The organism is Pseudomonas sp. CFBP13509, assembly GCF_005233485.1.
Taxonomy (GTDB): domain Bacteria; phylum Pseudomonadota; class Gammaproteobacteria; order Pseudomonadales; family Pseudomonadaceae; genus Aquipseudomonas; species Aquipseudomonas marginalis.
Map to the genome: position 1 here is coordinate 26,990 of NZ_QGAA01000023.1, position 21,328 is coordinate 48,317.

At 60.7% G+C, this 21,328-nt stretch carries 21 protein-coding genes; 12 read left to right on the top strand and 9 right to left on the bottom strand.

Annotated elements, in window-relative coordinates; translation table 11 throughout:
• Nucleotides 1–55: 55 nt before the first annotated feature.
• Entirely contained in the window at nt 56–277 is a 222-nt protein-coding gene (locus PspCFBP13509_RS27375) for a YgdI/YgdR family lipoprotein (protein WP_010211805.1), read from the top strand.
• A 55-nt stretch (nt 278–332) separates the two neighbouring features.
• Here PspCFBP13509_RS27375 and PspCFBP13509_RS27380 read toward each other — a convergent pair whose 3' ends face one another.
• From PspCFBP13509_RS27380 to PspCFBP13509_RS27390, 3 genes are all read right to left on the bottom strand, one after another.
• A complete protein-coding gene (locus PspCFBP13509_RS27380; protein WP_137212965.1) occupies nt 333–1,223 on the bottom strand; it encodes a pseudouridine synthase in 891 nt (296 codons plus the stop codon).
• Between the two features lie 67 nt (nt 1,224–1,290).
• On the bottom strand, nt 1,291–1,626 hold the full coding sequence (locus PspCFBP13509_RS27385) for a hypothetical protein (RefSeq protein WP_010565034.1): 336 nt from the start codon (nt 1,624–1,626) through the stop codon (nt 1,291–1,293).
• 74 nt (nt 1,627–1,700) lie between these two features.
• The gene (locus PspCFBP13509_RS27390; RefSeq protein ID WP_027607016.1) at nt 1,701–1,937 is read right to left on the bottom strand and encodes a glutaredoxin family protein; all 237 of its coding nucleotides are present in this window, start codon (nt 1,935–1,937) and stop codon (nt 1,701–1,703) included.
• A 306-nt stretch (nt 1,938–2,243) separates the two neighbouring features.
• Between PspCFBP13509_RS27390 and PspCFBP13509_RS27400 the strand changes: the two genes are divergently transcribed.
• Nucleotides 2,244–3,980: a cation:proton antiporter gene (locus PspCFBP13509_RS27400; protein WP_137212966.1), complete on the top strand. Its 1,737-nt coding sequence runs from the start codon at nt 2,244–2,246 to the stop codon at nt 3,978–3,980.
• Here the strand turns inward: PspCFBP13509_RS27400 and PspCFBP13509_RS27405 are convergent.
• On the bottom strand, nt 3,967–5,175 hold the full coding sequence (locus PspCFBP13509_RS27405) for an ammonium transporter (RefSeq protein ID WP_065924455.1): 1,209 nt from the start codon (nt 5,173–5,175) through the stop codon (nt 3,967–3,969). The two genes, PspCFBP13509_RS27400 and PspCFBP13509_RS27405, sit on opposite strands and share 14 nt — an antisense overlap.
• 345 nt (nt 5,176–5,520) lie before the next feature.
• On the opposite strand from PspCFBP13509_RS27405, the gene PspCFBP13509_RS27410 reads away from it, so the two are divergent.
• The 8 genes from PspCFBP13509_RS27410 to PspCFBP13509_RS27445 all read left to right on the top strand — a co-directional run bounded on the left by PspCFBP13509_RS27410 (nt 5,521) and on the right by PspCFBP13509_RS27445 (nt 14,300).
• Nucleotides 5,521–5,835, top strand: coding sequence for a DUF883 family protein (locus tag PspCFBP13509_RS27410; protein ID WP_012723021.1), 315 nt, complete (start codon nt 5,521–5,523; stop codon nt 5,833–5,835).
• 2 nt (nt 5,836–5,837) lie between these two features.
• Nucleotides 5,838–6,221, top strand: a complete 384-nt coding sequence (locus PspCFBP13509_RS27415) for a phage holin family protein (protein WP_012723020.1) — start codon at nt 5,838–5,840, stop codon at nt 6,219–6,221.
• Nucleotides 6,218–6,556: a hypothetical protein gene (locus PspCFBP13509_RS27420; protein WP_137212967.1), complete on the top strand. Its 339-nt coding sequence runs from the start codon at nt 6,218–6,220 to the stop codon at nt 6,554–6,556. Before PspCFBP13509_RS27415 ends, PspCFBP13509_RS27420 begins: the two co-directional genes overlap by 4 nt.
• 89 nt (nt 6,557–6,645) lie before the next feature.
• Nucleotides 6,646–7,809 carry an EAL domain-containing protein gene (locus tag PspCFBP13509_RS27425; protein WP_027607012.1) on the top strand — a complete coding sequence of 388 codons (1,164 nt, stop codon included), beginning with the start codon at nt 6,646–6,648 and terminating at the stop codon, nt 7,807–7,809.
• A gap of 71 nt (nt 7,810–7,880) precedes the next feature.
• The gene (locus PspCFBP13509_RS27430) at nt 7,881–9,212 is read left to right on the top strand and encodes a deoxyguanosinetriphosphate triphosphohydrolase (protein ID WP_065924453.1); all 1,332 of its coding nucleotides are present in this window, start codon (nt 7,881–7,883) and stop codon (nt 9,210–9,212) included.
• 171 nt (nt 9,213–9,383) lie between these two features.
• Nucleotides 9,384–9,779: a response regulator gene (locus PspCFBP13509_RS27435; protein WP_065924452.1), complete on the top strand. Its 396-nt coding sequence runs from the start codon at nt 9,384–9,386 to the stop codon at nt 9,777–9,779.
• A gap of 256 nt (nt 9,780–10,035) precedes the next feature.
• Complete coding sequence (locus tag PspCFBP13509_RS27440) at nt 10,036–10,656, top strand: response regulator transcription factor (RefSeq protein WP_065924451.1); 621 nt, start codon at nt 10,036–10,038, stop codon at nt 10,654–10,656.
• 8 nt (nt 10,657–10,664) lie between these two features.
• A complete protein-coding gene (locus PspCFBP13509_RS27445; RefSeq protein ID WP_137212968.1) occupies nt 10,665–14,300 on the top strand; it encodes a transporter substrate-binding domain-containing protein in 3,636 nt (1,211 codons plus the stop codon).
• Nucleotides 14,301–14,326: 26 nt separating this feature from the next.
• Here PspCFBP13509_RS27445 and PspCFBP13509_RS27450 read toward each other — a convergent pair whose 3' ends face one another.
• Nucleotides 14,327–14,809 (bottom strand): GAF domain-containing protein, encoded by a 483-nt coding sequence (locus tag PspCFBP13509_RS27450; RefSeq protein WP_065924449.1) that lies wholly within the window; start codon nt 14,807–14,809, stop codon nt 14,327–14,329.
• Entirely contained in the window at nt 14,806–15,696 is an 891-nt protein-coding gene (locus PspCFBP13509_RS27455) for an ATP-binding protein (RefSeq protein WP_027607006.1), read from the bottom strand. Before PspCFBP13509_RS27455 ends, PspCFBP13509_RS27450 begins: the two co-directional genes overlap by 4 nt.
• A gap of 162 nt (nt 15,697–15,858) precedes the next feature.
• Here PspCFBP13509_RS27455 and PspCFBP13509_RS27460 point away from each other — a divergent pair, with 162 nt between their 5' ends.
• Complete coding sequence (locus PspCFBP13509_RS27460; protein ID WP_065924448.1) at nt 15,859–18,168, top strand: hybrid sensor histidine kinase/response regulator; 2,310 nt, start codon at nt 15,859–15,861, stop codon at nt 18,166–18,168.
• On the opposite strand, the gene PspCFBP13509_RS27465 is transcribed toward PspCFBP13509_RS27460, so the two are convergent.
• The 3 genes from PspCFBP13509_RS27465 to msrB all read right to left on the bottom strand — a co-directional run bounded on the left by PspCFBP13509_RS27465 (nt 18,122) and on the right by msrB (nt 19,706).
• Nucleotides 18,122–18,613, bottom strand: a complete 492-nt coding sequence (locus tag PspCFBP13509_RS27465) for a MarR family winged helix-turn-helix transcriptional regulator (RefSeq protein ID WP_065947252.1) — start codon at nt 18,611–18,613, stop codon at nt 18,122–18,124. The two genes, PspCFBP13509_RS27460 and PspCFBP13509_RS27465, sit on opposite strands and share 47 nt — an antisense overlap.
• Nucleotides 18,610–19,095: a glutathione peroxidase gene (locus PspCFBP13509_RS27470; RefSeq protein ID WP_027607003.1), complete on the bottom strand. Its 486-nt coding sequence runs from the start codon at nt 19,093–19,095 to the stop codon at nt 18,610–18,612. Before PspCFBP13509_RS27470 ends, PspCFBP13509_RS27465 begins: the two co-directional genes overlap by 4 nt.
• A gap of 218 nt (nt 19,096–19,313) precedes the next feature.
• Nucleotides 19,314–19,706 (bottom strand): peptide-methionine (R)-S-oxide reductase MsrB, encoded by a 393-nt coding sequence (gene msrB / locus PspCFBP13509_RS27475; protein ID WP_065924446.1) that lies wholly within the window; start codon nt 19,704–19,706, stop codon nt 19,314–19,316.
• 202 nt (nt 19,707–19,908) lie between these two features.
• Here msrB and PspCFBP13509_RS27480 point away from each other — a divergent pair, with 202 nt between their 5' ends.
• The gene (locus PspCFBP13509_RS27480; protein WP_065924445.1) at nt 19,909–21,120 is read left to right on the top strand and encodes a pyridoxal phosphate-dependent aminotransferase; all 1,212 of its coding nucleotides are present in this window, start codon (nt 19,909–19,911) and stop codon (nt 21,118–21,120) included.
• Nucleotides 21,121–21,328 lie beyond the last annotated feature (208 nt).

Sequence of the window (21,328 nt, forward strand, 5' to 3'; positions counted from 1 at the left end):
GTCTCACACGTCTCAAGGTCAGCAATCAAAAAGTATTCTCTTGGAGACAACACCCATGACTCAACGGACCATCGCCGCTCTCATGCTTGCACTGGGCCTGGCTACCCTCGCCGGTTGCGCCTCGCCGACAGTGATCACCCTGAATGACGGTCGCGAAATCCAGGCCGTCGACACCCCGAAATACAACGAAGATTCGGGTTTCTACGAATTCGAACAGCTTGATGGCAAGCGAACCCGCATCAACAAAGATCAGGTTCGCACCGTTAAAGACCTGTAAGCCTCAGCGCTTGCACACAAGGCCCGCCTCGCGCGGGCCTTGTCGTTTCCGGGGGTTACCAGTCGAGGGTGATGAGGCTTCGAAACCGGCGTTCTTCAGCGGTGACCGGGTCGATAAACCGCACGCCCTGGGCCAGCAGCTTGAGGGGATTGGCGTAATCATCGACCGCATCCTTGATCACGTCCGGATAGAACGGATCGTTGCAGATGCTCGCCCCCAGCGCGGTCATGTGTACACGCAGCTGGTGTTTCTTGCCGGTCACGGGAAACAGGCCGTAGCGCCATAAGTCGCCGTTCTTTTCCCGCACCTCCACCGCTGTTTCGGTGTTGCTGGCACCGGGGCCTTCCTGCATGCGGAAGAAAGGTTCGCCATCCACCAGGCGGCTTTTGTGTACCAACGGGAACGTCAGGCCAGGCAAAGCCGGGGCGATGGCTTCGTAGAATTTATCGATCCGGCGCGTGGGAAACAGCCGCTGATAGGCCGAACGGCTGGCCGGGTTGGCCGAGAACAGCACCAGCCCGGCGGTGTGTCGGTCGATGCGGTGCAGGGGCACCAGCGCCGGGTTGTCCAGGCGGCGAATCAGGCGGCGCAGCAGGGTTTGCTCGACGTACTCGCCGGCCGGGGTCACGGGCAGGAAGTGCGGTTTGTCCGCCACCACCAGGTGCTCATCGGCGTAGAGGATGCTTTCCTGCACCGGGATGACTTTTTCGTTGGGGACTTCACGGAAGTAATAGATGCACAGGCCTTCCCTGTAGGCCAGGTCCAGGGGGATCGGGGTGCCAGTGACATCCAGCACCCGCCCACGGGCGATGCGGTCCAGCCACTGTTCGCGACTGATCGCCGCAAAGTGCTCGCACAGGCACTCCAGCACCGTAGCCCAGCGGCCAGGTGGCAGGTACAGGGTGCTGGCTTGGTGCTGGGACGCGGAAAAAGCGGATGTGGACATGCTCGAAGCCTTGAAAAAACAGGCGGGCATTATCCCGCATCAAGCGGGATGAAACCTAGGGCGGATCTCAGGCCTTGGCCAATTCCGCGCGCAGGATCGGCGAAGCACTCGCCGCCTCGGTGAACTCCTTGAGCCAGCGCAGCACGTCCACCGCTTCCCAGCGGCCGGGATCGTAAAGCGCGTACAACAGGCCCTGGTAACCCACCACATCGAGCTGCTTGTGATAACCGGCGCGCTGGAACAACGCCTCGATCTCGGCAAAGCAGGTATTGAAATGCACTTTGTTAAACGGCGTCTTGCCTTCCGTGACCAGGCCGTCGAGGCGCAGCTCGTTCACCGCGTCGCGCACGACATCGGCAGACATGCGATTGACGCTGCTTTTCAGTTGTTCAACATTCACCACGGGCGTTCCCTCTATTCAATCGCTGTACAAACATACAGTAACGTAATATTCGGAAACCCGCCATCGCATAAACGTCAGCGCAGGAAGGCGACAACCTGATCCGCATCGAAGGGCCAATCCAGTTCAGCCCCCGTGTCCACCCGCCGAAGCACCGGAATCCTTAGGCCATAGGCGTCGGTCAGGTCGTCGGGGTCGGTGATATCAACCAACTCGACCAGCAACCCGCGTTCGACGAGCGGCATGATTTCGGCTTCGGCAATTTCACAAAGATGGCAACCCAGGGTGCCGAACAACTGGCATTCAGGAAGCATGACGAATGGCCCTGATCAGTAAGTAGACAAGCATTCTAATCCTCACAAAAACCTGTGGCGAGCGGGCTTGCCCCGCGTTGGGGCGCGAAGCGGCCCCGGTAGTGCCACCGCGCTCCTTCAGACAGAAATACGGTGCTTGTTTTGGGGCCGCTTCGCAGCCCAACGCGGGGCAAGCCCGCTCGCCACAGGTACAGCGTTCGCTCCCCGGAAACCTGCCGGCCACAATAAACCCTGACCCAGATCACCATGGCCTATAACTGATTCAGCGATTCTCGCGGCTTTTTGCCCGCTCACCCTGCAACGGAGATGCTTGTGTTCGCCAACCTGCTGATCATTCTGGCCTCATCCCTGGTGGTGATTGCGCTGTTTCGCCGGCTGCAACTACCGCCCGTGCTGGGCTACCTGTGCGTGGGCCTGGCCGTAGGGCCGACTGCCCTGGACTGGGTGAATGACAGCGAAGAGCTGCCCGACCTTGCCGAACTGGGCGTGGTGTTCCTGCTGTTTTCCCTGGGCCTGGAGTTTTCCCTGACCAGGATGCTCGCCCTGCGCCGCGTGGTGTTTGGCCTCGGCAGCTTGCAGGTGCTGGGGTGCAGCGTGCTGCTGGGGGGCCTGTTGATGGCCTTCGGTGTGGCACCGGGCATCGCCTTGTTGCTGGGTGCGGGGCTGGCGCTGTCGTCCACGGCGATCGTCAGCAAGGAACTGACCAGCCTCGGCGAAATCTTCAGCAGCCATGGCCAGAACGCGATCGGTGTGTTGCTGTTCCAGGATGTGGTGGCGGTGTTGCTGCTGACGCTGGTGCCGGTGTTCGCCGGCAGCAGCGAACAGGCCTGGTACTGGGCGTTGCCGCTGACGCTGGGCAAAACCGTGGTGTTGTTCGTGGGCCTGTTGCTCGCCAGCCGCTGGTTATTGCCGCGCTTGTTTCATGAGGTCGCCGCTTCCCATTCGGCGGAGCTGTTTGTGCTGCTGGCGCTGGTGATCGTCTTGCTGACCGCCTGGCTCACGCATCTGCTGGGCCTCTCCCCTGCCCTCGGTGCCTTCCTGGCCGGCATGCTGCTGGGCGAAAGCCATTACCGCCATCAGATCGAAGCGGATATCCGGCCCTTCCGCGACATCCTGCTGGGGCTGTTTTTCGTCAGCATCGGCATGCTTATCGACCTGCAGTTGTTCGTCAGCCACAGTCTGTTGATCCTCGGCATGACCCTCGCGCTGATGCTGATCAAAGGCAGTGTGGTGGCTGCGCTGGTCAAGCTGCGCGGCAGCGACAGTGAAACCGCCTGGCGCAGCGGCCTGGCCCTGGCCCAGGGCGGTGAGTTCTGTTTTGCGCTGATGGCGCAGATGCAACAGAGCCGGCTGATACCCGATGAATTCAACGGTCTGCTGCTCGCCGCCACGTTCTGTTCGATGCTGTTGACGCCACTGCTGTTGCGCGCCGCGCCGGCGATTGCCCTGCGCCTGCATCGTAAGCCCAACCAACAGGTACAACTTGAAGAAATTGCCGCCCTCAACGCCCAATTACACGGGCATGCGGTCATCTGCGGCTATGGCCGGGTCGGGCAATCCATCGGGCGCTTTCTGCGCAATGAGCAACAGGCGTTTATCGCCCTGGATGACGACCCGGAACGGGTCCAGGAAGCCGCCACCGAAGACAGCAGCGTGCATTACGGCGACTGTCGCCGTGGCGCCTTGCTCAGTGCCGTGGGCCTGGAACGGGCGCGCCTGGTGGTGATTGCCGTGGACAACAGTGATGTGGCCCTGGCGGTGCTCAAGGAAGCCCGCCATATCAACCCCGACGTGCCGATCCTGGTGCGCACCCGCGATGACAGCCAGTGGGCTGAATTGAAAGCCGCGGGCGCCAGCGAAGTGGTGCCCGAGCTGCTGGAGTCAAGCCTGATGCTCGCCTCCCACGCCTTGATCCTGCTGGGCCTGCCGGACCAACAGGTGCAGGCGCGGGTCGATGAAGTCCGGCATAACCGCTATCGCCTGCTGCACGGTTTCTACACGCACCCGAGCACCGACGAAGAGGCGCCTATCAATCCTGACTGACCGCACCGATCTTGTGGATCGACAGATCTGCGCCGTAATACTCCTCCTCCTGGCTCAGGCGCAGCCCGTGTACGCGCTTGATCACGCCATACACCAGCAGGCCGCCGCCGAACGCGACGACCACACCGAGCCCCGTACCGATCAATTGGCTGATCAGACTCACGCCGCCCAATCCCCCCAGCGCCTTTTGCCCAAAGATGCCGCAGGCAATCCCGCCCCATACACCGCACAGGCCATGCAGTGGCCACACCCCCAGCACATCGTCGATCTTCCAGCGGTCCTGGGCGGCGATAAAGCACCACACAAACAGCCCGCCCGCAACCACACCGGTGACCAGCGCGCCCACCGGATGCATCAGGTCGGAACCCGCGCAGATCGCCACCAGCCCGGCCAACGGACCGTTATGCAGGAAGCCTGGGTCGTTGCGGCCGATCACCAGGGCGGCGACGGTGCCGCCGACCATGGCCATCAGCGAGTTCACCGCCACCAGGCCGCTGACGCCGTCCAGGGTCTGCGCGCTCATCACGTTAAAGCCGAACCAGCCGACAATCAGGATCCACGAGCCCAACGCAAGGAACGGAATGCTCGACGGCGCAAACGCCACCAGGCGCCCTTCCCGGTAGCGCCCATTGCGCGGGCCCAGCAGCAGCACCGCCGCCAGCGCCAGCCAGCCGCCCATGGCATGCACCACCACCGAGCCGGCAAAGTCATGGAAGCTGGCGCCGAACGTCTTGAGCAACCAGGCCTGCAAACCGAAATTGCCGTTCCACACCATGCCTTCGAAAAACGGATAGATAAACGCCACGATCAACGCGGTGGCGCACAACTGCGGAGCGAACTTTGCACGCTCCGCAATACCGCCGGAGATGATCGCCGGGATCGCTGCCGCAAACGTCAGCAGGAAGAAGAACTTCACCAGGCCATAACCATGGTCGGCGCTGATCACGGCCGCCGGTTGCATGAAGCTCACCCCGTAGGAGATCCAATAGCCTATAAAGAAATAGGCCAGGGTGGAGATGGCGAAGTCGCTGAGGATCTTCGACAGGGCGTTGACCTGGTTTTTCTGGCGCACCGTCCCGACTTCCAGAAACGCGAAGCCGGCGTGCATGGCCAGGACCATGACCGCACCGATCAGGATAAACAGGGTATTGGAGCTGTGGACCAGAGTGTCCACCGCACTTTGCAGATTTTCCATTGAAGTTGGCAGGCCTGTGTAAGGCAAAAAGCACCAAAGCGGTTCAAGCCAGGGGTTGCGCGCACTAAATTGGCACCTCCGGCACCGCCCCTCTTCAGAGGGCGTGAACCGCTTTAGCGCAGCGTTCAACACAACCGGCCGTTGCCGACAGGGTTTTTCCGCGAGTTTGAGTTATTTAGGGTAAGGTTTTTCGAGACCTGAGCCCCGACCGCCCGGATTCAGCGCAAGCCACGGGGCGTGCGCACCAAGGCAAAGCAAAAGCTGTACCAGACAATTGCACTGAACCTTCACCGATACCGGTGACTCGAAACCACACGTACCGATCAGCCAATCACGGAGATAACCATGGCCAGAAGAACTGCAAAGACTGCTCAAGAAATACTGATGGCGGATTTTCAAACCCTGGTGACTGACACCGAAAGGTTGCTGGACGACACCAAGGTGCTTGCGGGCGACCAGGCCGATGAGCTGCGCGCCAAGATTCATGACACGCTGTTGCAGGCCCGCGAAACCCTCAAGCAAACCGAAGACTCCCTGCGCGAACGCGGCCAGGCGGCGGTCACCGCGACCGAAGATTACGTGCAGGCCAACCCTTGGCAGTCGGTAGGCATTGCCGCCGGCGTGGGCTTTCTGATCGGCCTGCTGGCCACAAGGCGCTAATCATGTCTATCGGCGAAACTGGCTCGTCCACGGGTACCACCTCACGACGCCTGGGCGCGGCCGTTCTTGGCTTGCTGCACAGCCACGTCGAACTGTTTGGCATCGAATTGCAGGAGCAGAAGGCCCGTACCGTCAGCCTGCTGCTGTTTGCCGGCCTGGCGCTGGTATTTGCCCTGTTGTTGCTGGTGGGGTTGTCGACACTGGTGATGATCCTGGTATGGGACACCGGCTACCGCCTGACCGGGATCATCTGCCTCTGCGTGTTCTACAGCCTGGCCGCTGCCTTCTGCGGAGTGCGCTTGAAAGCGGCGGTGTTCGATGAGTCCACGCCGTTCCACGCCACCCTTGAAGAGCTGGCCAATGATCGGGAGCGCCTGCTGCCATGAGCTCGAATGAAATCCAGCAAACCTCCCGCCGGGAAATGCGCAAGGCCTTGATCCGCCTGCGCATGGAGATGCACCGCCAGGAGATACGCCACGAATCCCAGCAATTGATGGCGCCGCTGAACAAGGTGCGCAACCTGGGCCAAAACTTTCAGGGCGGCATGGGCATCAAGCACGCGCCGCTGTGGGGCGTGGCCGCTGTAACCCTGATCGGTTTCTTCACCGGCAAGGGCGCCAAGGGCGGCGGTATCAGCAGTGTGACGCGCCTGGTGCGCCTCGGTGCCGGCCTGATCCCGCTGATCAAACTGGCCATGCAGGGCAATTCACGCAAAGGTTGAGCCTGCTGGCTGCATTCTTGCTAACAGAATGGCCCGGTCCTCGTTTCGAGGGCCGGGTCTTTTTTCGCCAGTGTTTTTAAGGAGGCCCCGTGATCGACGGGCAACCGCTCGCCTGCTTCCAACCGTTTATCGATACCGCCACCGGGCGCATTGCCGGCGTCGAGGCCTTGGGGCGTCTACGCCAGGCTGATGGCCGCCTGCAGTCCGTTGGCCCGCTGTTCGCCGACCCACGCACGCCAGGCGCGAGCTTGCGCCGTCTCGACCGGCAGATTCGCGACAACGCGTTAAGCCGCCTGCATGAAGCCCCCGAAGACTGGTTCCTCAGCCTGAATATCTCGCCGCGCTGGATCAACCAATTGCGTCCGGGCCAGGCGCTGCCAAGCCTCAAACAGATCCACAGCCATGGCGTCGACCCGCAGCGCATCGTGTTCGAGATCACCGAACTGGGCGGCGACATCCAGCGCCTGGCCGAGGTGGTGGCACGTTATCGCGAGGCCGGTGCGCGCATCGCCATCGATGATTTCGGCGCCGGCTATTCCCAGCTTGACCGGGTATTGGCGCTGCAGCCGGACATCCTCAAGCTGGACATGCGCCTGTTCCAGCAAGCCGCCAGGGGCGGACCGAGCAGTGACGTCGTGCGGGCGCTGGCGCAGATGGCGGAAAAGACCGGCTGCTGGATCATTGCCGAAGGCGTGGAAACCGAGGCGCAGCTGAGCTTCGCCCTGGAATGCGGTTCGCGCTACGTGCAGGGCTATCTGTTTGCCCAGGCGCAATTGGACTGGTTCGCCACCGACGCCTTCGTGCCGCGCTTTGACCAACTGCGCGCGGCGTATGTCCAGCAGAAGCTGGCCGAACGCGGGCGCATCATGCAACTGCGCCAGCAATTGACCGAACTGATGAAGATCCTGCAATCCTGGGCACAGGCACAAGCCCCGCTGGATCACTTGCCCCAACTGCCGGCCTTCCCCTGGCTGCTGCGTTTTTACCAATGCGACCGGCATGGCACCCAGTTGACCCCCAACTTCGAATGGCGCCAGGACGCCTGGCAGGCCGACAGCCGCTACCTGGGCCACAACTGGTCATGGCGCCCGTACTTCTATCACCTGCTGGCCGAAGGTTGGGAGGAGCGTCGCCTGACGCTGTCCTCGACCTACCGCGATGCCACCACCAACCAGTACTGCCTCACCGCCGGACAATTCTTCGATAACGGTCAGCGCTTGCTGTTAATCGATATCGACGCGGCCGGCCTGTAGATTTTCGCTTGCCCCGCCAAGGCGGAACCGGGAAGCTGGGCGGGTCATTCACCGTACGGAGAGTACCCGCCTTGGATTGGCCCACCCTGCTTACCCGCGAACGCCTTGGAAAACCCCTGCACAGCCCGGAAGAACTAGGCCGCAGCCCGTTTCACAAAGACCATGACCGCATTATCTTCTCCGGCGCGTTTCGCCGCCTGGGCCGCAAGACCCAAGTGCACCCGGTGTCCAGCAACGACCATATCCACACACGCCTGACCCACTCCCTGGAAGTCAGTTGCGTAGGCCGCTCCCTCGGCATGCGCGTGGGCGAAACCCTGCGCAGCGCCCTGCCCGACTGGTGTGACCCGAGCGACCTGGGCATGGTGGTGCAATCGGCCTGCCTGGCCCATGACATCGGCAACCCGCCGTTCGGGCATTCAGGCGAAGACGCCATCCGCCACTGGTTCCAACAGGCAGCGGGGCGCGGCTGGCTGGACGACATGAGCAGCGCCGAGCGCAATGACTTCCTCAACTTCGAAGGCAATGCCCAAGGCTTCCGGGTACTGACCCAACTGGAATACCACCAGTTCGACGGCGGCACGCGCCTGACCTACGCGACCTTGGGCACGTACCTCAAGTACCCCTGGACCGCCCGCCACGCCGATTCCCTGGGTTACAAGAAACACAAGTTCGGCTGCTACCAGAGCGAACTGCCGATCCTCGAACAGATCGCCAGCAAGCTCGGCCTGCCGCAACTCGAGGAACAACGCTGGGCTCGCCACCCACTGGTCTATCTGATGGAGGCGGCAGACGACATCTGCTACGCCTTGATCGACCTGGAGGACGGCCTGGAAATGGACCTGCTGGAGTACACCGAAGTCGAGTCACTGCTGCTCGACCTGGTGGGCGACGACCTGCCGCAGACCTACCGGCAACTGGGCGCCCAGGACTCGCGCCGACGCAAGCTGGCGATCCTGCGCGGCAAGGCCATCGAGCACTTGACCAACGCCGCGGCGCGCGCCTTCGTCGAACAACAGGAGGCCTTGCTTGCCGGCACCCTGCCCGGCGACCTGGTGGAGCACATGCACGGCCCCGCCAAACGCTGCGTGCTGGATGCCAAGGACATGGCGCGCAAGAAAATCTTCCAGGACAAGCGCAAGACCCTCCACGAGATCGGCGCCTACACCACCCTGGAAATCCTGTTGAACGCCTTCTGCGGCGCGGCCCTGGAGCAGCACGGCGGACGCACGCCGTCGTTCAAGAACCGGCGCATTCTCGACCTGTTGGGCAACAACGCGCCGGACCCTGCATGGCCGCTGCACAGGTCGTTCCTGCGGATGATCGACTTCATCGCCGGCATGACCGACAGCTACGCCACCGAGATGGCACGGGAGATGACCGGGCGCTCCAGCCCTCAATAACCTGGCTGATCACGCCGCCTGTTCACTGAACAGAATCTGCCTACGATGGGAACAGAGCGGCCTGATCGAATTCGCACAAGCGCCCGAAGAATAATCGCGCACGCTCCGGGCAGGTCTGGCGAACAGTTCCTACGTGCCCCCTATCGACGCTTGACTCACCGTGTGCCTTCTATGCCCCACTACCCCTTTCGGATCCTGTTGGTGGAGGACCATCCCTTTCAGCTCCTCGCCACCCAATGCCTGCTGAGAAGCTTCGGCTTCGAGCACCTGGCCCCGGCCGAAAACGCCGAGCAGGCAATCCGTTTGATGACCCAGGCCGAGGCTCCCTTCGACATCATCCTCTGTGACCAGTGCCTGCCCGACCTGCCCGGTCTTGAGTTGATTGAAATCGCCAGTCGCCAATGCTTTATCAAGGCCGCCATCTTGCTCAGCGGACTTCCCGAGGCAGAACTTTCAGCGTTGCAAACCCAAGCCCTCAAACGTGGCCTGCCATTGCTCGGTTACTTGCCAAAGCCGTTGAATAAAGATGAGCTTGCACGTTTGACCCATACATTACTCACGTTATAAATGTAGGACTTTAAACAGATCGACCGGTCGGAAAAATCGCGCATAACCACCGTTAAGTCCTTGCCATGTTCCTTCGGCCCATGCCCCTGCGGAACCTTGGCCTCTTGCGTTACAGCTCCTTAGAGACAGGTAGGCTTTTACCTTTTTTAATGTAGGAACTTTCCTGTTTTATACCTGCCACCCCCCAAGTTCATGCTTATCCATCGGCTTCTGAGCTAATGTGCCCGCTTTATTTGTACTTGCATGGAATATGATCATGAATACAGTTTTTATTATTGACGACCATCCGGTTATAAGACTTGCCATACGAATGTTGTTGGAACACGAAGAAAATTTCAAAGTAGTCGGCGAAACGGATAACGGATGCGACGCCATCCAAATGGTCCGCGAATGCATGCCGGACCTGATCATCCTCGACATCAGCATTCCAAAACTCGACGGGCTGGAAGTGCTTTGCCGATTCAACGCCATGAACGCGTCGATGAAAACCCTGGTGCTGACGGCTCAATCCCCCACCCTGTTTGCCACGCGTTGCATGCGTTCGGGAGCCGATGGCTACGTGTGCAAGGAAGGTGACCTGAGCGAGCTGATGAGCGCCATCCGCGCTGTACTGTCCGGTTATAACTACTTCCCCAGCCAAGCCTTGAACACCAACGATGAGGCCTGCAAGGAACTTGAACTGTTCAAGGCGGTTAACGATCGGGAGTTGATGGTATTGCAACTTTTCGCACAAGGCCGCACCAACAAGGAAATAGCCAAAGGTATGTTCTTGAGCAACAAAACAGTAAGCACTTATAAAAAGAGGCTGATGCAGAAACTTCAAGCCAAGTCCTTGGTAGAACTTATCGAGATGGCAAAACGGAACGCGCTAGTGTGAGAAACAGGATGCCCAGGCGTATAAAGGACTATTTGATTATATTGAGTGCCGGTTTGTGCTTCAGCACCGCCGTGCCTGCCACCCCTCCAGCGAGCCCGGAGCATTTCAACCTTTTGAGTCGTGCGAGCTCCGTGCAGCTGGAACCCTACCTGAACAAGGCCCAGCGCCAATGGCTCCAGAACAAACGCGAACTGGTACTGGGCGCGGCGTTTCCTGACTACCCGCCTTTTGACCTCACCTCCAGCGGGCGTGACTATGAGGGACTCACCGCCGACTACGCCGGCTTGCTGGCAATGGCGCTGGACGTGCCGGTAAAAGTGTTGCGCTACCCCTCCCGAGAGGCCGCCATTCATGCCCTCGAAGCGGGTGAAATCGATTTACTGGGTTCCTCCAACAGCTTTGAAGCGGCAAATCCCAACCTGACCCTGTCGGAGCCGTACGCCGTGGACCGGCCAGTGCTGGTGACCCGCGAAGGCGAAACCCGCAGCCTGGCTGATGGGCTGGCCGGCATGCGCCTGGCACTGGTCTATCACTATCTGCCACTGCACGAAGTGGAAAGGCTCTACCCCAAGGCAATCATCCGTGCCTACCCTTCTTATCAAAACGCCTTGAATGCAGTGGCCTTCGACCAGGCAGACGTCTTTCTCGGCGATACCATTTCCACCCACTACATGATCAACAAGGGTTACCTGAAAAACATTCGCATGGCGAACTTCGGCAAACATGAAGCCTATGGATTCAGCTTTGCCATGCCCCAGGAACAGCAGACGCTGTTGAGCATCGTCGACGCCGTCCTGAGGGCCGTGCCCGCTGCCGAACGGGAAACCATTGCCAAACGCTGGAGTGCCGGCAGCGACATCCTCCTGACCGACCAAAAGCTGCAACTGACCCTTCGCGAAGAACGTTGGCTGAGGGAGAACCCGGTCGTCAAAGTGATCGTGAACCCTACCTTTGCGCCGCTGACCTTCTTCGACGCCGATGGCAATTTTCGCGGCATTACCGCCGACCTGCTGGAACTGATTCGCCTACGCACCGGGCTGCGCTTCGAGATCCAGCGCGGGCGTGATGTGAACACCATGATCGAGCATGTAGAGAGCGGCAAAGCGGACATCGTCGGCGCAATCATCCCCAGCGTCGAGCGAGAAGCCCAACTGAACTTCAGTCGTCCCTACCTGGAAAACTCCTACGTGATGCTGACACGCAAGGACGGCCAGGCCCCTACGGGCCTGGAGGAAATGGAGGGCAAGCGCCTGGCAATCACGCAGGGCAGTCCGCTGAAAAAATTCCTGCGTGAGCACTTCCCAAAGATTCAGCTGGTAGATACCGGCGACACGTTCAAGTCAGCCGAACTGCTGGTACAAGGCCATGTAGAGGGCGCGGTGAATACCCTGGTGGTCGCCAATTACTTCCTGTCCTCGCAGATACTCCAGGACAAGATCCAAATCAGCTTCAGCATTGGCACGATGCCGGCCACCTTCGGGCTGGCGACATCCCGCAGCGCCACCGAACTCAGCTCGATTCTCGACAAGGCGTTGCTCAGCATCGCCCCGGACGAACTGGGCGTGATCAACAGTCGTTGGCGCGGTTATACCGCGGCCTCGGACAGTTACTGGCGCGACTATCACCAACTGATTGCGCGCATCGTCATCGGGACCGGCCTGCTGCTGCTGATTTCCCTGAGCTGGAACGCGTACATGCGCCGCCAGATCAAGCACCGCAAAATGGCCGAGCGCGCCCTCAATGATCAGTTCGAGTTCATGCGCGCCCTGGTCAATGAAACCCCACACCCGATCTACGTGCGTGACAACAAGGGGCTGCTGCAGACCTGCAACGACAGTTACCTGCAGGCGTTCGACGTCAAGCGCGAGGACGTGATAGGTAAAAGCGCGGTCCAGATCAGCACAGCCCTCGCAGTCGAGGCGGCGCAATACCATGCCGACTATCAGCGCGTGGTGGCCGAGGGCAACCCGTTGATCCTGGACCGCACCCTGCATATTCGCGGAAAAAAACTGACGATCTACCACTGGATCCTGCCGTACCGCGACTCCGTCGGTGAAGTCCAGGGCATCATCGGTGGCTGGATCGATATCAGTGAGCGACGCCAGTTGTTCGACGAACTCCGCACCGCCAAGGAGCGAGCCGACGAAGCCAATCGGGCCAAGAGCACGTTCCTCGCCACCATGAGCCACGAAATCCGCACACCGATGAACGCGGTGATCGGCATGCTCGAGCTGACCCTCAAGCGGGCGGACCAGGGCCACCTCGACCGCCCGGCCATCGAAGTCGCCTACAACTCGGCCAAGGATCTGCTGGAGCTTATCGGCGACATCCTGGACATCGCGCGGATTGAATCCGGTCGCCTCAGCCTGGCACCGGAACGCGTCAACCTGAGGGAGGTGATCGAGTCGGTGGTGCGTGTCTTCGACGGCCTGGCACGCCAGAAGACCCTTAGCCTGTTGCTGGAGTTCACGCCTGATCTGGAACACACCGAAGTGCTGATCGACCCGCTGCGCTTCAAGCAGGTGCTGTCCAACCTGATCAGCAACGCCATCAAGTTCACCGAACGTGGCCAGGTAAAGATCAAGGTGGAAGTATCGGCCACCGAACTGCCGCAGCAGGTCGAGATGAAACTGGTGGTGGAGGACACCGGCATCGGTATCAGCCGGGACGACCAGATGCGCCTGTTCGAACCCTTTGCCCAGGCGGACAACTCAGGACAGCTGGCCAGGAGCGGTGCGGGCCTCGGGCTGGTGATCTGTCGCAGCCTGTGCGCGATGATGGGCGGGCAACTGAGCCTGAGCAGCGTGCCCATGGTGGGCACCCAGGTGCATGTGAGCCTGAAGATGAATCGCCTGCAGGCGCTGCAGGTGGCCGAAGAACTCAAGCCCGCCGAGACCTCGAACGTGCCGGTGCTCAACGTGCTGGTGGTGGACGATCATCCGGCGAATCGCCTGTTGATGTGCCAGCAGCTCGGCTACCTGGGCCATCAGTACACCGCCGCCCGGAACGGCGCCTCCGGCTTCCAGGCCTGGCGCCAGGAGCACTTTGACCTGGTGATCGCCGATTGCAACATGCCGATCATGAATGGCTACGAACTGAGTCGTTCGATCCGCGAATACGAGGAGCGCGAACAACTGACGCCTTGCGTGGTACTGGGTTTTACCGCCAATGCCCAGCCCGAAGAGAAACAACGCTGTGCGCAGGCGGGCATGAATGACTGCCTGTTCAAACCCATCAACCTTACGGCGCTGGAGCTGCAACTGGCGAAAATCAGTCCTCAACCCAGCGGCATGACCCTGGACATCGGCAACTTCGAGGCCCTCACCGGTGGCGATCCGCACATGAGCCGTCTCTTGCTGGAGGAGTTGCTGAGCAGCAGTCGCCAGGATCGCCAGGAGTTGGTTGCACTGATCGCTGCGCAGGCCTTGCCCGAAGAAATCATCGAACAGGCTCACAAGATCAAGGGGGCCGCGCGCATCGTTCAAGCCTCTGCGCTGGCCTCGCAATGCGAAGCCGTCGAACAGGCCTGTGCCCGGGGCGATGATCGGCCCCTGATCGAAGCGGGGGTGAAATCCCTGGAGAAGCTGATGCTGGAGTTGGAGAGGATGCTGCAAGTGCGGCTTGACGAACTGGATGGCCGATAAGGGGCGGGGCTGCGCCCCTATTTCGATCAGCAGTCGGTCAAACGCAGGAAAATCGCCGCCAGCTGTTCGATACCGGCCTGATCCTGGGGGGTAAAGCGGGCCAACGACGGGCTATCGAGGTCAAGGACACCAATCAATGTGCCGTCCTTGACCAGTGGCACCACCAGTTCGCTGTTGGACGCGCTGTCACAGGCGATATGCCCGGGGAACGCGTGCACATCGTCTACTCGCTGGGTTTGCCGCGAGGCCGCGGCCGCGCCGCACACCCCACGGCCGAACGGAATACGCACACAGGCGATCTGCCCCTGGAACGGGCCAAGCACCAGCTCTTCATTGCGGTTGAGGTAAAAGCCCGCCCAGTTCAGGTCATCCAGCTGGCTGAACAGGAAAGCCGAAAACTGGGCGCTGTTGGCGATGAAATCACGCTCATCGGCCAGCAGCGACTCCAGCTGGGCACTCAGCAAGGCATAGCCACCGAGGCCGGTGCCGGCCTGTTGTAAATCGATCATGGTTGACGCTCCAGCAATTTGAGACCCACCCAGTAACGGGCGAATTGATACGCGCAACGACCGTTGCGGTTGCCGCGCCCGGTGGCCCAGCGCACGGCGAGAATGTCGAGGTCCTCATCACGCTGCCACTGCAAACCCGCCTTGTTCGCCAGCTCGCCGATCCAGTGCTCGACCACGTCCAGGAAATGTTCCTGGGTGAACGGGTAGAACGACAGCCACAAGCCAAAGCGGTCGGACAAGGCAATCTTGTCTTCCACCGCCTCGCTCGGGTGCAACTCACCGTCCACGCGCTTCCAGTTATCGTTGTCGCTCTGGTTTTCCGGCACCAGGTGGCGGCGGTTGGACGTGGCATACAGCAGCACGTTTTCAGGGGCCTGTTCCAGGGAGCCATCCAGCACGCTCTTGAGCACCCGATAGTCGCCTTCGCCGGCTTCGAACGACAAGTCGTCGCAGAACAGGATGAAACGTTGCGGCAACTTGAGCAGTTGCTCGACCACCCGCGGCAGGTCGGCCAAGTGGTCACGCTCGATTTCGATCAGGCGCAGACCGGCCTTGGCGTGTTGAGCGAGCAAAGCGCGCACCATGGACGATTTACCGGTGCCCCGCGACCCCCACAGCAACGCATGGTTGGCAGGCAGGCCATCCAGGAACTGCTGGGTGTTGCGCGCCAGGGTTTCACGTTGCTTGTCCACGCCGATCAGGTCGGACAAGCGCATGTCCAGGCTCACGTCCAGCGGCAACAGGAAGCCACTGCGGCCCTCACGCTGCCAGCGGGCGGCCAGGCACTGGTTCCAGTCGATGGTTTGGCGCGGCGCGGGCAACAAGGGTTCCAGGCGGGCGAGCACGGCATCGGCTCGCTCCAGAAAGGCACTCAATCGAGAATCCACGATTATTCCTCTGGCAAGTTCTTGCAAAAGATGGCGTATTGGCAACCCTGCGACAGACCGCTTGGGGCTGCGTAAAAACGTTTCATGCCGGGCAGGCCTGGGCGTGTGGATGTTCAGCTATGCTTGCCGGGCGAAGGGAAACGTGAAGTGGTTCAACACTCAATGGATATCAAGTTCGCCCACCGCTTGTCTTATAAACAAGCCAGATTGACGGTGCTGGTCGGTTTCGTCTTGGGAACCTTGCTCAGCCTGATCCAAATCGGCATTGATTATGCCAGCGAAGACGCATCCATCAACCGCGAAATACGTTCGCTGATCGAAATCAGCCATAACCCCGCGTCACGTATCGCCTACAACATCGATGCCGAACTGGCCCAGGAACTGACCCTGGGCCTGCTGCACTCCCCCGCCATCATTCGCGCGCAGTTGATCGACAACAACGGCGTGGTGCTGGCCGATGTCGACCGGCCACGCAAGGAAAGCACCTACCGGCCTATCAGTGACTTCATGTTTGGCGCCAACCGCCAGTTCGAAGACCAACTGTTCCTGAGCCACATGCCCAACGAGTCACTTGGCGTACTGCGCCTGGACGTCGACACCTACGCCTTTGGCAGCCGGTTCCTGCGCCGCGCCGAGATCACCCTGCTCAACGGGTTCGCGCGTAGCCTGCTGCTGACCGGGATTCTGCTGGGCCTGTTCTACGTCATGCTGACCCAACCGCTGGTGCGCATTATTCGTGAGCTGAGTACCCGCAAGCAGGCACGCCTGGACTGCCCGCCAGGGCATGAGCACGATGAAATCGGCGTGCTGGTGGACGTCGCCAACCAGCAATTCGAAAACATGGAAACCGAAATCCAGCAGCGCCGCCACGCCGAGGATCGGCTGACCGAATACCTGGGGCAACTGGAACATATCGTGTCCGCGCGCACCCTTGAACTCAAGGCCAGCAACCAGCGGCTGACCCAGTCCAACGATGAGCTGGAAGCCGCCAAGATGCATGCATTGGGCATGGCACAGGCCCGGGCGGCCTTCCTGGCGAACATGAGCCACGAAATCCGCACCCCGCTCAACGGCCTGCTGGGCATGATCGCACTGTCGCTGGACAGCCCGTTGAACGCCGAACAACGCCAGCAACTGTCTATCGCCCATGACTCCGGCAAAGTGCTGGTGGAACTGCTCAACGATATTCTCGACCTGTCCAAGTTCGACGCCGGCCAGTTGGAGCTGGAGCGCATCCCCTTCGACCTCGGCGCGCTGGTGGAAGACACCGCCAACCTGTTATCGCAGAACGCCGCACCGAGCGTGGAGCTGAGCTGCCTGATCGACCCGCAGTTCCCGGCCCAGGTGCTCGGTGACCCGACCCGTGTGCGGCAGATTGTCAGCAACTTGCTCTCCAACGCCTTGAAGTTCACCCGCTTTGGTCGGGTTGATGTGCGCCTGGGTACCCACGACGGCGGCGTACGCATTGAAGTCTGCGATACCGGCATCGGTATTGCGCAGGAAGCGCAGGTGAAAATCTTCCAACCGTTCACCCAGGCCGGCGCCGGCATCACTCGCCAGTATGGCGGGACGGGCCTGGGCCTGGCACTGACGCACAACCTGTGCGAAGCGATGAAGGGGCGCTTGAGTATCAGCTCGGAAGTGGGCTTTGGCAGCCAGTTCTGCGCAGACCTGCCACTGCCCGCCCATTTGCCCGCAGTGCAGCCAGCGCCTCTCAAAGGCGAGGTCATCGCCATCACCAACGCCGGCAGCGGCCTGACAGAGTTGCTCACGACCCTGCTGCCCTGCTGGGGACTGTCCCTGCGTTGTTTCACCATGGATGACGATTTGAGCGGGCAAACCCCCGACCTGCTGATTACCGACTGCCCGGAATGCCTGTTCCGCATACGGCCGGGCATTACCGCGCCCATCCTGCTGGTGACCGCCTATGGCAACTTCATGCCCAGCGAAGAAGTGGCGGCACTGGCGCCGTTGCACCAACAGGCACGCCCCTTGAGCCGCAACGCGCTGTACCAGATCCTGCAACGCAACTTACGCACCGACGCGCACCTGGTGCTTGACCCCGTCCAAGTGGATGCCGCACCGCTCGCACATCGGGCGCGCATCCTGCTGGTGGAGGACAACCCGGTCAACCAACTGGTGGCCAAGGGCATGCTCAGCAAACTGGGCTGCGAAGTGATCGTGGCCGCCCACGGTGGCGAAGCGCTCAAGTTTCTTGAAGAACAGCGCTTCGATATGGTGCTGATGGACTGCAACATGCCGGTGATGGATGGCTATGAGGCCAGCCGGCAGATTCGGCGCAGCGGACGCTGGCCGGACCTGCCGATTGTCGCGTTGACCGCCAATGCCCTGTCCGAAGAGCGCGAGCGCTGCCGTGCGGCGGGGATGAATGATTACCTGGCCAAGCCGTTCCGCCGCGAAGAACTCAATGCCCTGCTGGACTTGTGGGTGCCTGGGACGACAAGTCTTTAAGTTGCACAAGCAACTGGTCGAGACCATCGCGCAAGGCATCGGCTTGATTCAGGTCGATGCCGCGATCACACAACAGGCGGGTCTTCAGGCCATGGGCCTGGTCCCGCAGTTGCACACCGGCCTCGGTCAGGCTCAAGTGCACTTCACGCTCATCCCTGGCACTGCGCCGACGCGTCACTAACTCAAGCTGTTCAAGGCGCTTGAGCAGCGGCGTCAGCGTGCCTGAGTCGAGCATCAGGCGCTCCCCCAGGGCCTTGACCGTCGGCTGCAGCGCAGGCGTGGCGTGCCACTCCCACAACACCAGCATCACCACATATTGCGGGTAGGTCAGACCCAACTGGTCGAGCATCGGCTTATAAGCGCGGGTGACAGCACGTGACGCAGCGTAGAGCTTGAAACACAGCTGGTTGTCCAGGGCCAGGGACACACTGGGCAAGTCGGTCATTTGAGCAAGGCTTCGATCTCTTGGGTCAAGTCCTGCGGCTTGGTGGCAGGACCGAAGCGCTTGACCACCTGGCCGTCGCGGCCGATGAGGAACTTGGTGAAGTTCCACTTGATGCCCTTGGACCCCAGCAGCCCCGGCGCCTGTTTTTTCAGTTGCACGAACAGTGGATGGGCATCGCTGCCATTGACGTCGATCTTCTTGAACAACGGGAAGCTGACACCGAAGTTCAGCTCGCAGAATTCGGAAATCGCACCTTCGTCACCGGGCTCCTGCTTGCCGAACTGGTTGCAAGGAAAGCCCAATACCACCAGGCCCTGGTCCTTGTACTGCTGCCAGAGTTGCTCCAGGCCCTTGTACTGCGGGGTGAAGCCGCATTTGCTGGCAGTGTTGACCACGAGGACGGCCTTGCCGGCGAAATCGGCCAAGGTCTTTTGCTCACCCTTGATGGTGGTGCAAGGGATGCTCAGCAGGTTGTTGCTCATGGCAGTGCCTCGATAAGGAAGAAAGAGGATGAAACATAGTAGGCAATTCAATTGCGTGCAATTTAATTGACCACACTGATGACACCTCATCAACACTCTGTAGGAGCGAGCTTGCTCGCGAAAAACTCAAGGACACCGGGCTGAACCAGAATGCCCGTGTAATCGTTGACGACTTTCGCGAGCAAGCTCGCTCCTACAGGCGCCCGCCGTCAGTCGAGTTAACGGGGTACAAGCTCCAGGCACACCGAGTTGATGCAATACCGCAGCCCCGTCGGCGGCGGACCGTCCGGGAACACATGGCCCAGATGCGCATCGCATTTGGCGCAGGTGACTTCGGTGCGGATCATGCCGTGGCTGACGTCACGGATCTCGATCATTGCACTGTCGGCGATCGGCGCGTAGAAACTCGGCCAGCCGCAGCCGGAGTCAAACTTGGTGGTCGAATCGAACAGTGGCGCATTGCAGCAGATACAGTGATACACGCCATCGGTCCGGGTCTCATTGTACTTGCCGCTGAAAGGACGCTCGGTGCCCTTGAGACGGCACACGTTGTACTGCTCCGGATCGAGCATTGCCTTCCATTCTTCAACGGTTTTCTGCAACTTTTCCATCGGTACACCTCGGCAACTGAAAAAGCCTGATCTGTATCTTTTCCACGGATCAGGCGGCACGTATGATTGCGCCTCTTCAAAACGCCAGTCTGGCACCCGCGCTACCGGCATTCAAACGTATTTATGGGTGCGGGCCTTGCAGCATTCACAGTACGGTAGTGCCCACACCGTCTGGATCGTTCATTTTCAGGATCACATCGCCATGCAGGTCAGCAAATCGAACAAGCTCGCCAACGTCTGCTACGACATTCGCGGCCCGGTGCTCAAGCACGCCAAGCGCCTGGAAGAGGAAGGCCATCGCATCCTCAAGCTGAACATCGGCAACCCGGCGCCCTTTGGTTTCGAAGCGCCGGATGAAATCCTCCAGGATGTGATCCGCAACCTGCCCACCGCCCAGGGCTACAGCGACTCCAAGGGCCTGTTCAGCGCGCGCAAGGCCGTGATGCAGTACTACCAGCAGAAGCAGGTCGAAGGCGTCGGCATCGAAGACATCTACCTGGGTAATGGTGTGTCCGAGCTGATCGTGATGTCCATGCAGGCCCTGCTCAACAACGGCGACGAAGTGCTGGTGCCAGCACCGGACTACCCACTGTGGACCGCCGCCGTGACCCTGGCCGGCGGCCACCCGGTGCATTACCTGTGCGACGAGGGCGCCGACTGGTTCCCGGACCTGGCCGACATCAAGGCCAAGATCACGCCGAACACCAAGGCCCTGGTGATCATCAACCCGAACAACCCCACCGGTGCGGTGTACTCCAGGGAAGTGCTGCTGGGCATGCTCGAGCTGGCACGCCAGCACAACCTGGTGGTGTTCTCCGACGAGATCTACGACAAGATCCTCTACGACGATGCGGTGCATATCTGCACCGGTTCCCTGGCGCCGGACCTGCTGTGCCTGACCTTCAACGGCCTCTCCAAGTCCTACCGCGTGGCGGGCTTCCGCTCCGGCTGGATCGCGATTTCCGGGCCCAAGCACAATGCCCAGAGCTACATCGAAGGCATCGACATGCTGGCCAACATGCGCCTGTGCGCCAACGTGCCGAGCCAGCACGCAATCCAGACCGCCCTCGGCGGCTACCAGAGCATCAATGACCTGATCCTGCCCCAGGGCCGCCTGCTGGAACAGCGCAACCGTACCTGGGAGCTGCTCAATGCAATCCCGGGCGTGAGCTGCGTCAAGCCCATGGGCGCGCTGTACGCCTTCCCGAGGATCGACCCGAAGGTCTGCCCGATCCTCAACGACGAGAAATTCGTGCTCGACCTGCTGCTCTCGGAAAAGCTGCTGGTGGTCCAGGGCACGGCGTTCAACTGGCCGTGGCCGGATCACTTCCGAGTGGTGACCCTGCCCCGCGTGGATGACCTGGACATGGCCATTGGCCGTATCGGCAATTTCCTCAAGTCCTATCGCCAGTAACCGACGTGGCGCTGTACGACCGGCATTCGGTCGTACAGCGATTATCTGGCAACACTTCTCTGGCTGTGCACTTTCCCCGTACTGCATTTGCGTTTCTACATCCACAAGCCCCTGTGGTTACGGGGCCGCAAGGCAAAAAATAGCTTTTCACGGATAACATCCGTCATCGGAAAATCCCTTCAAGGCTCTACATTCAGGCTGTAGGACA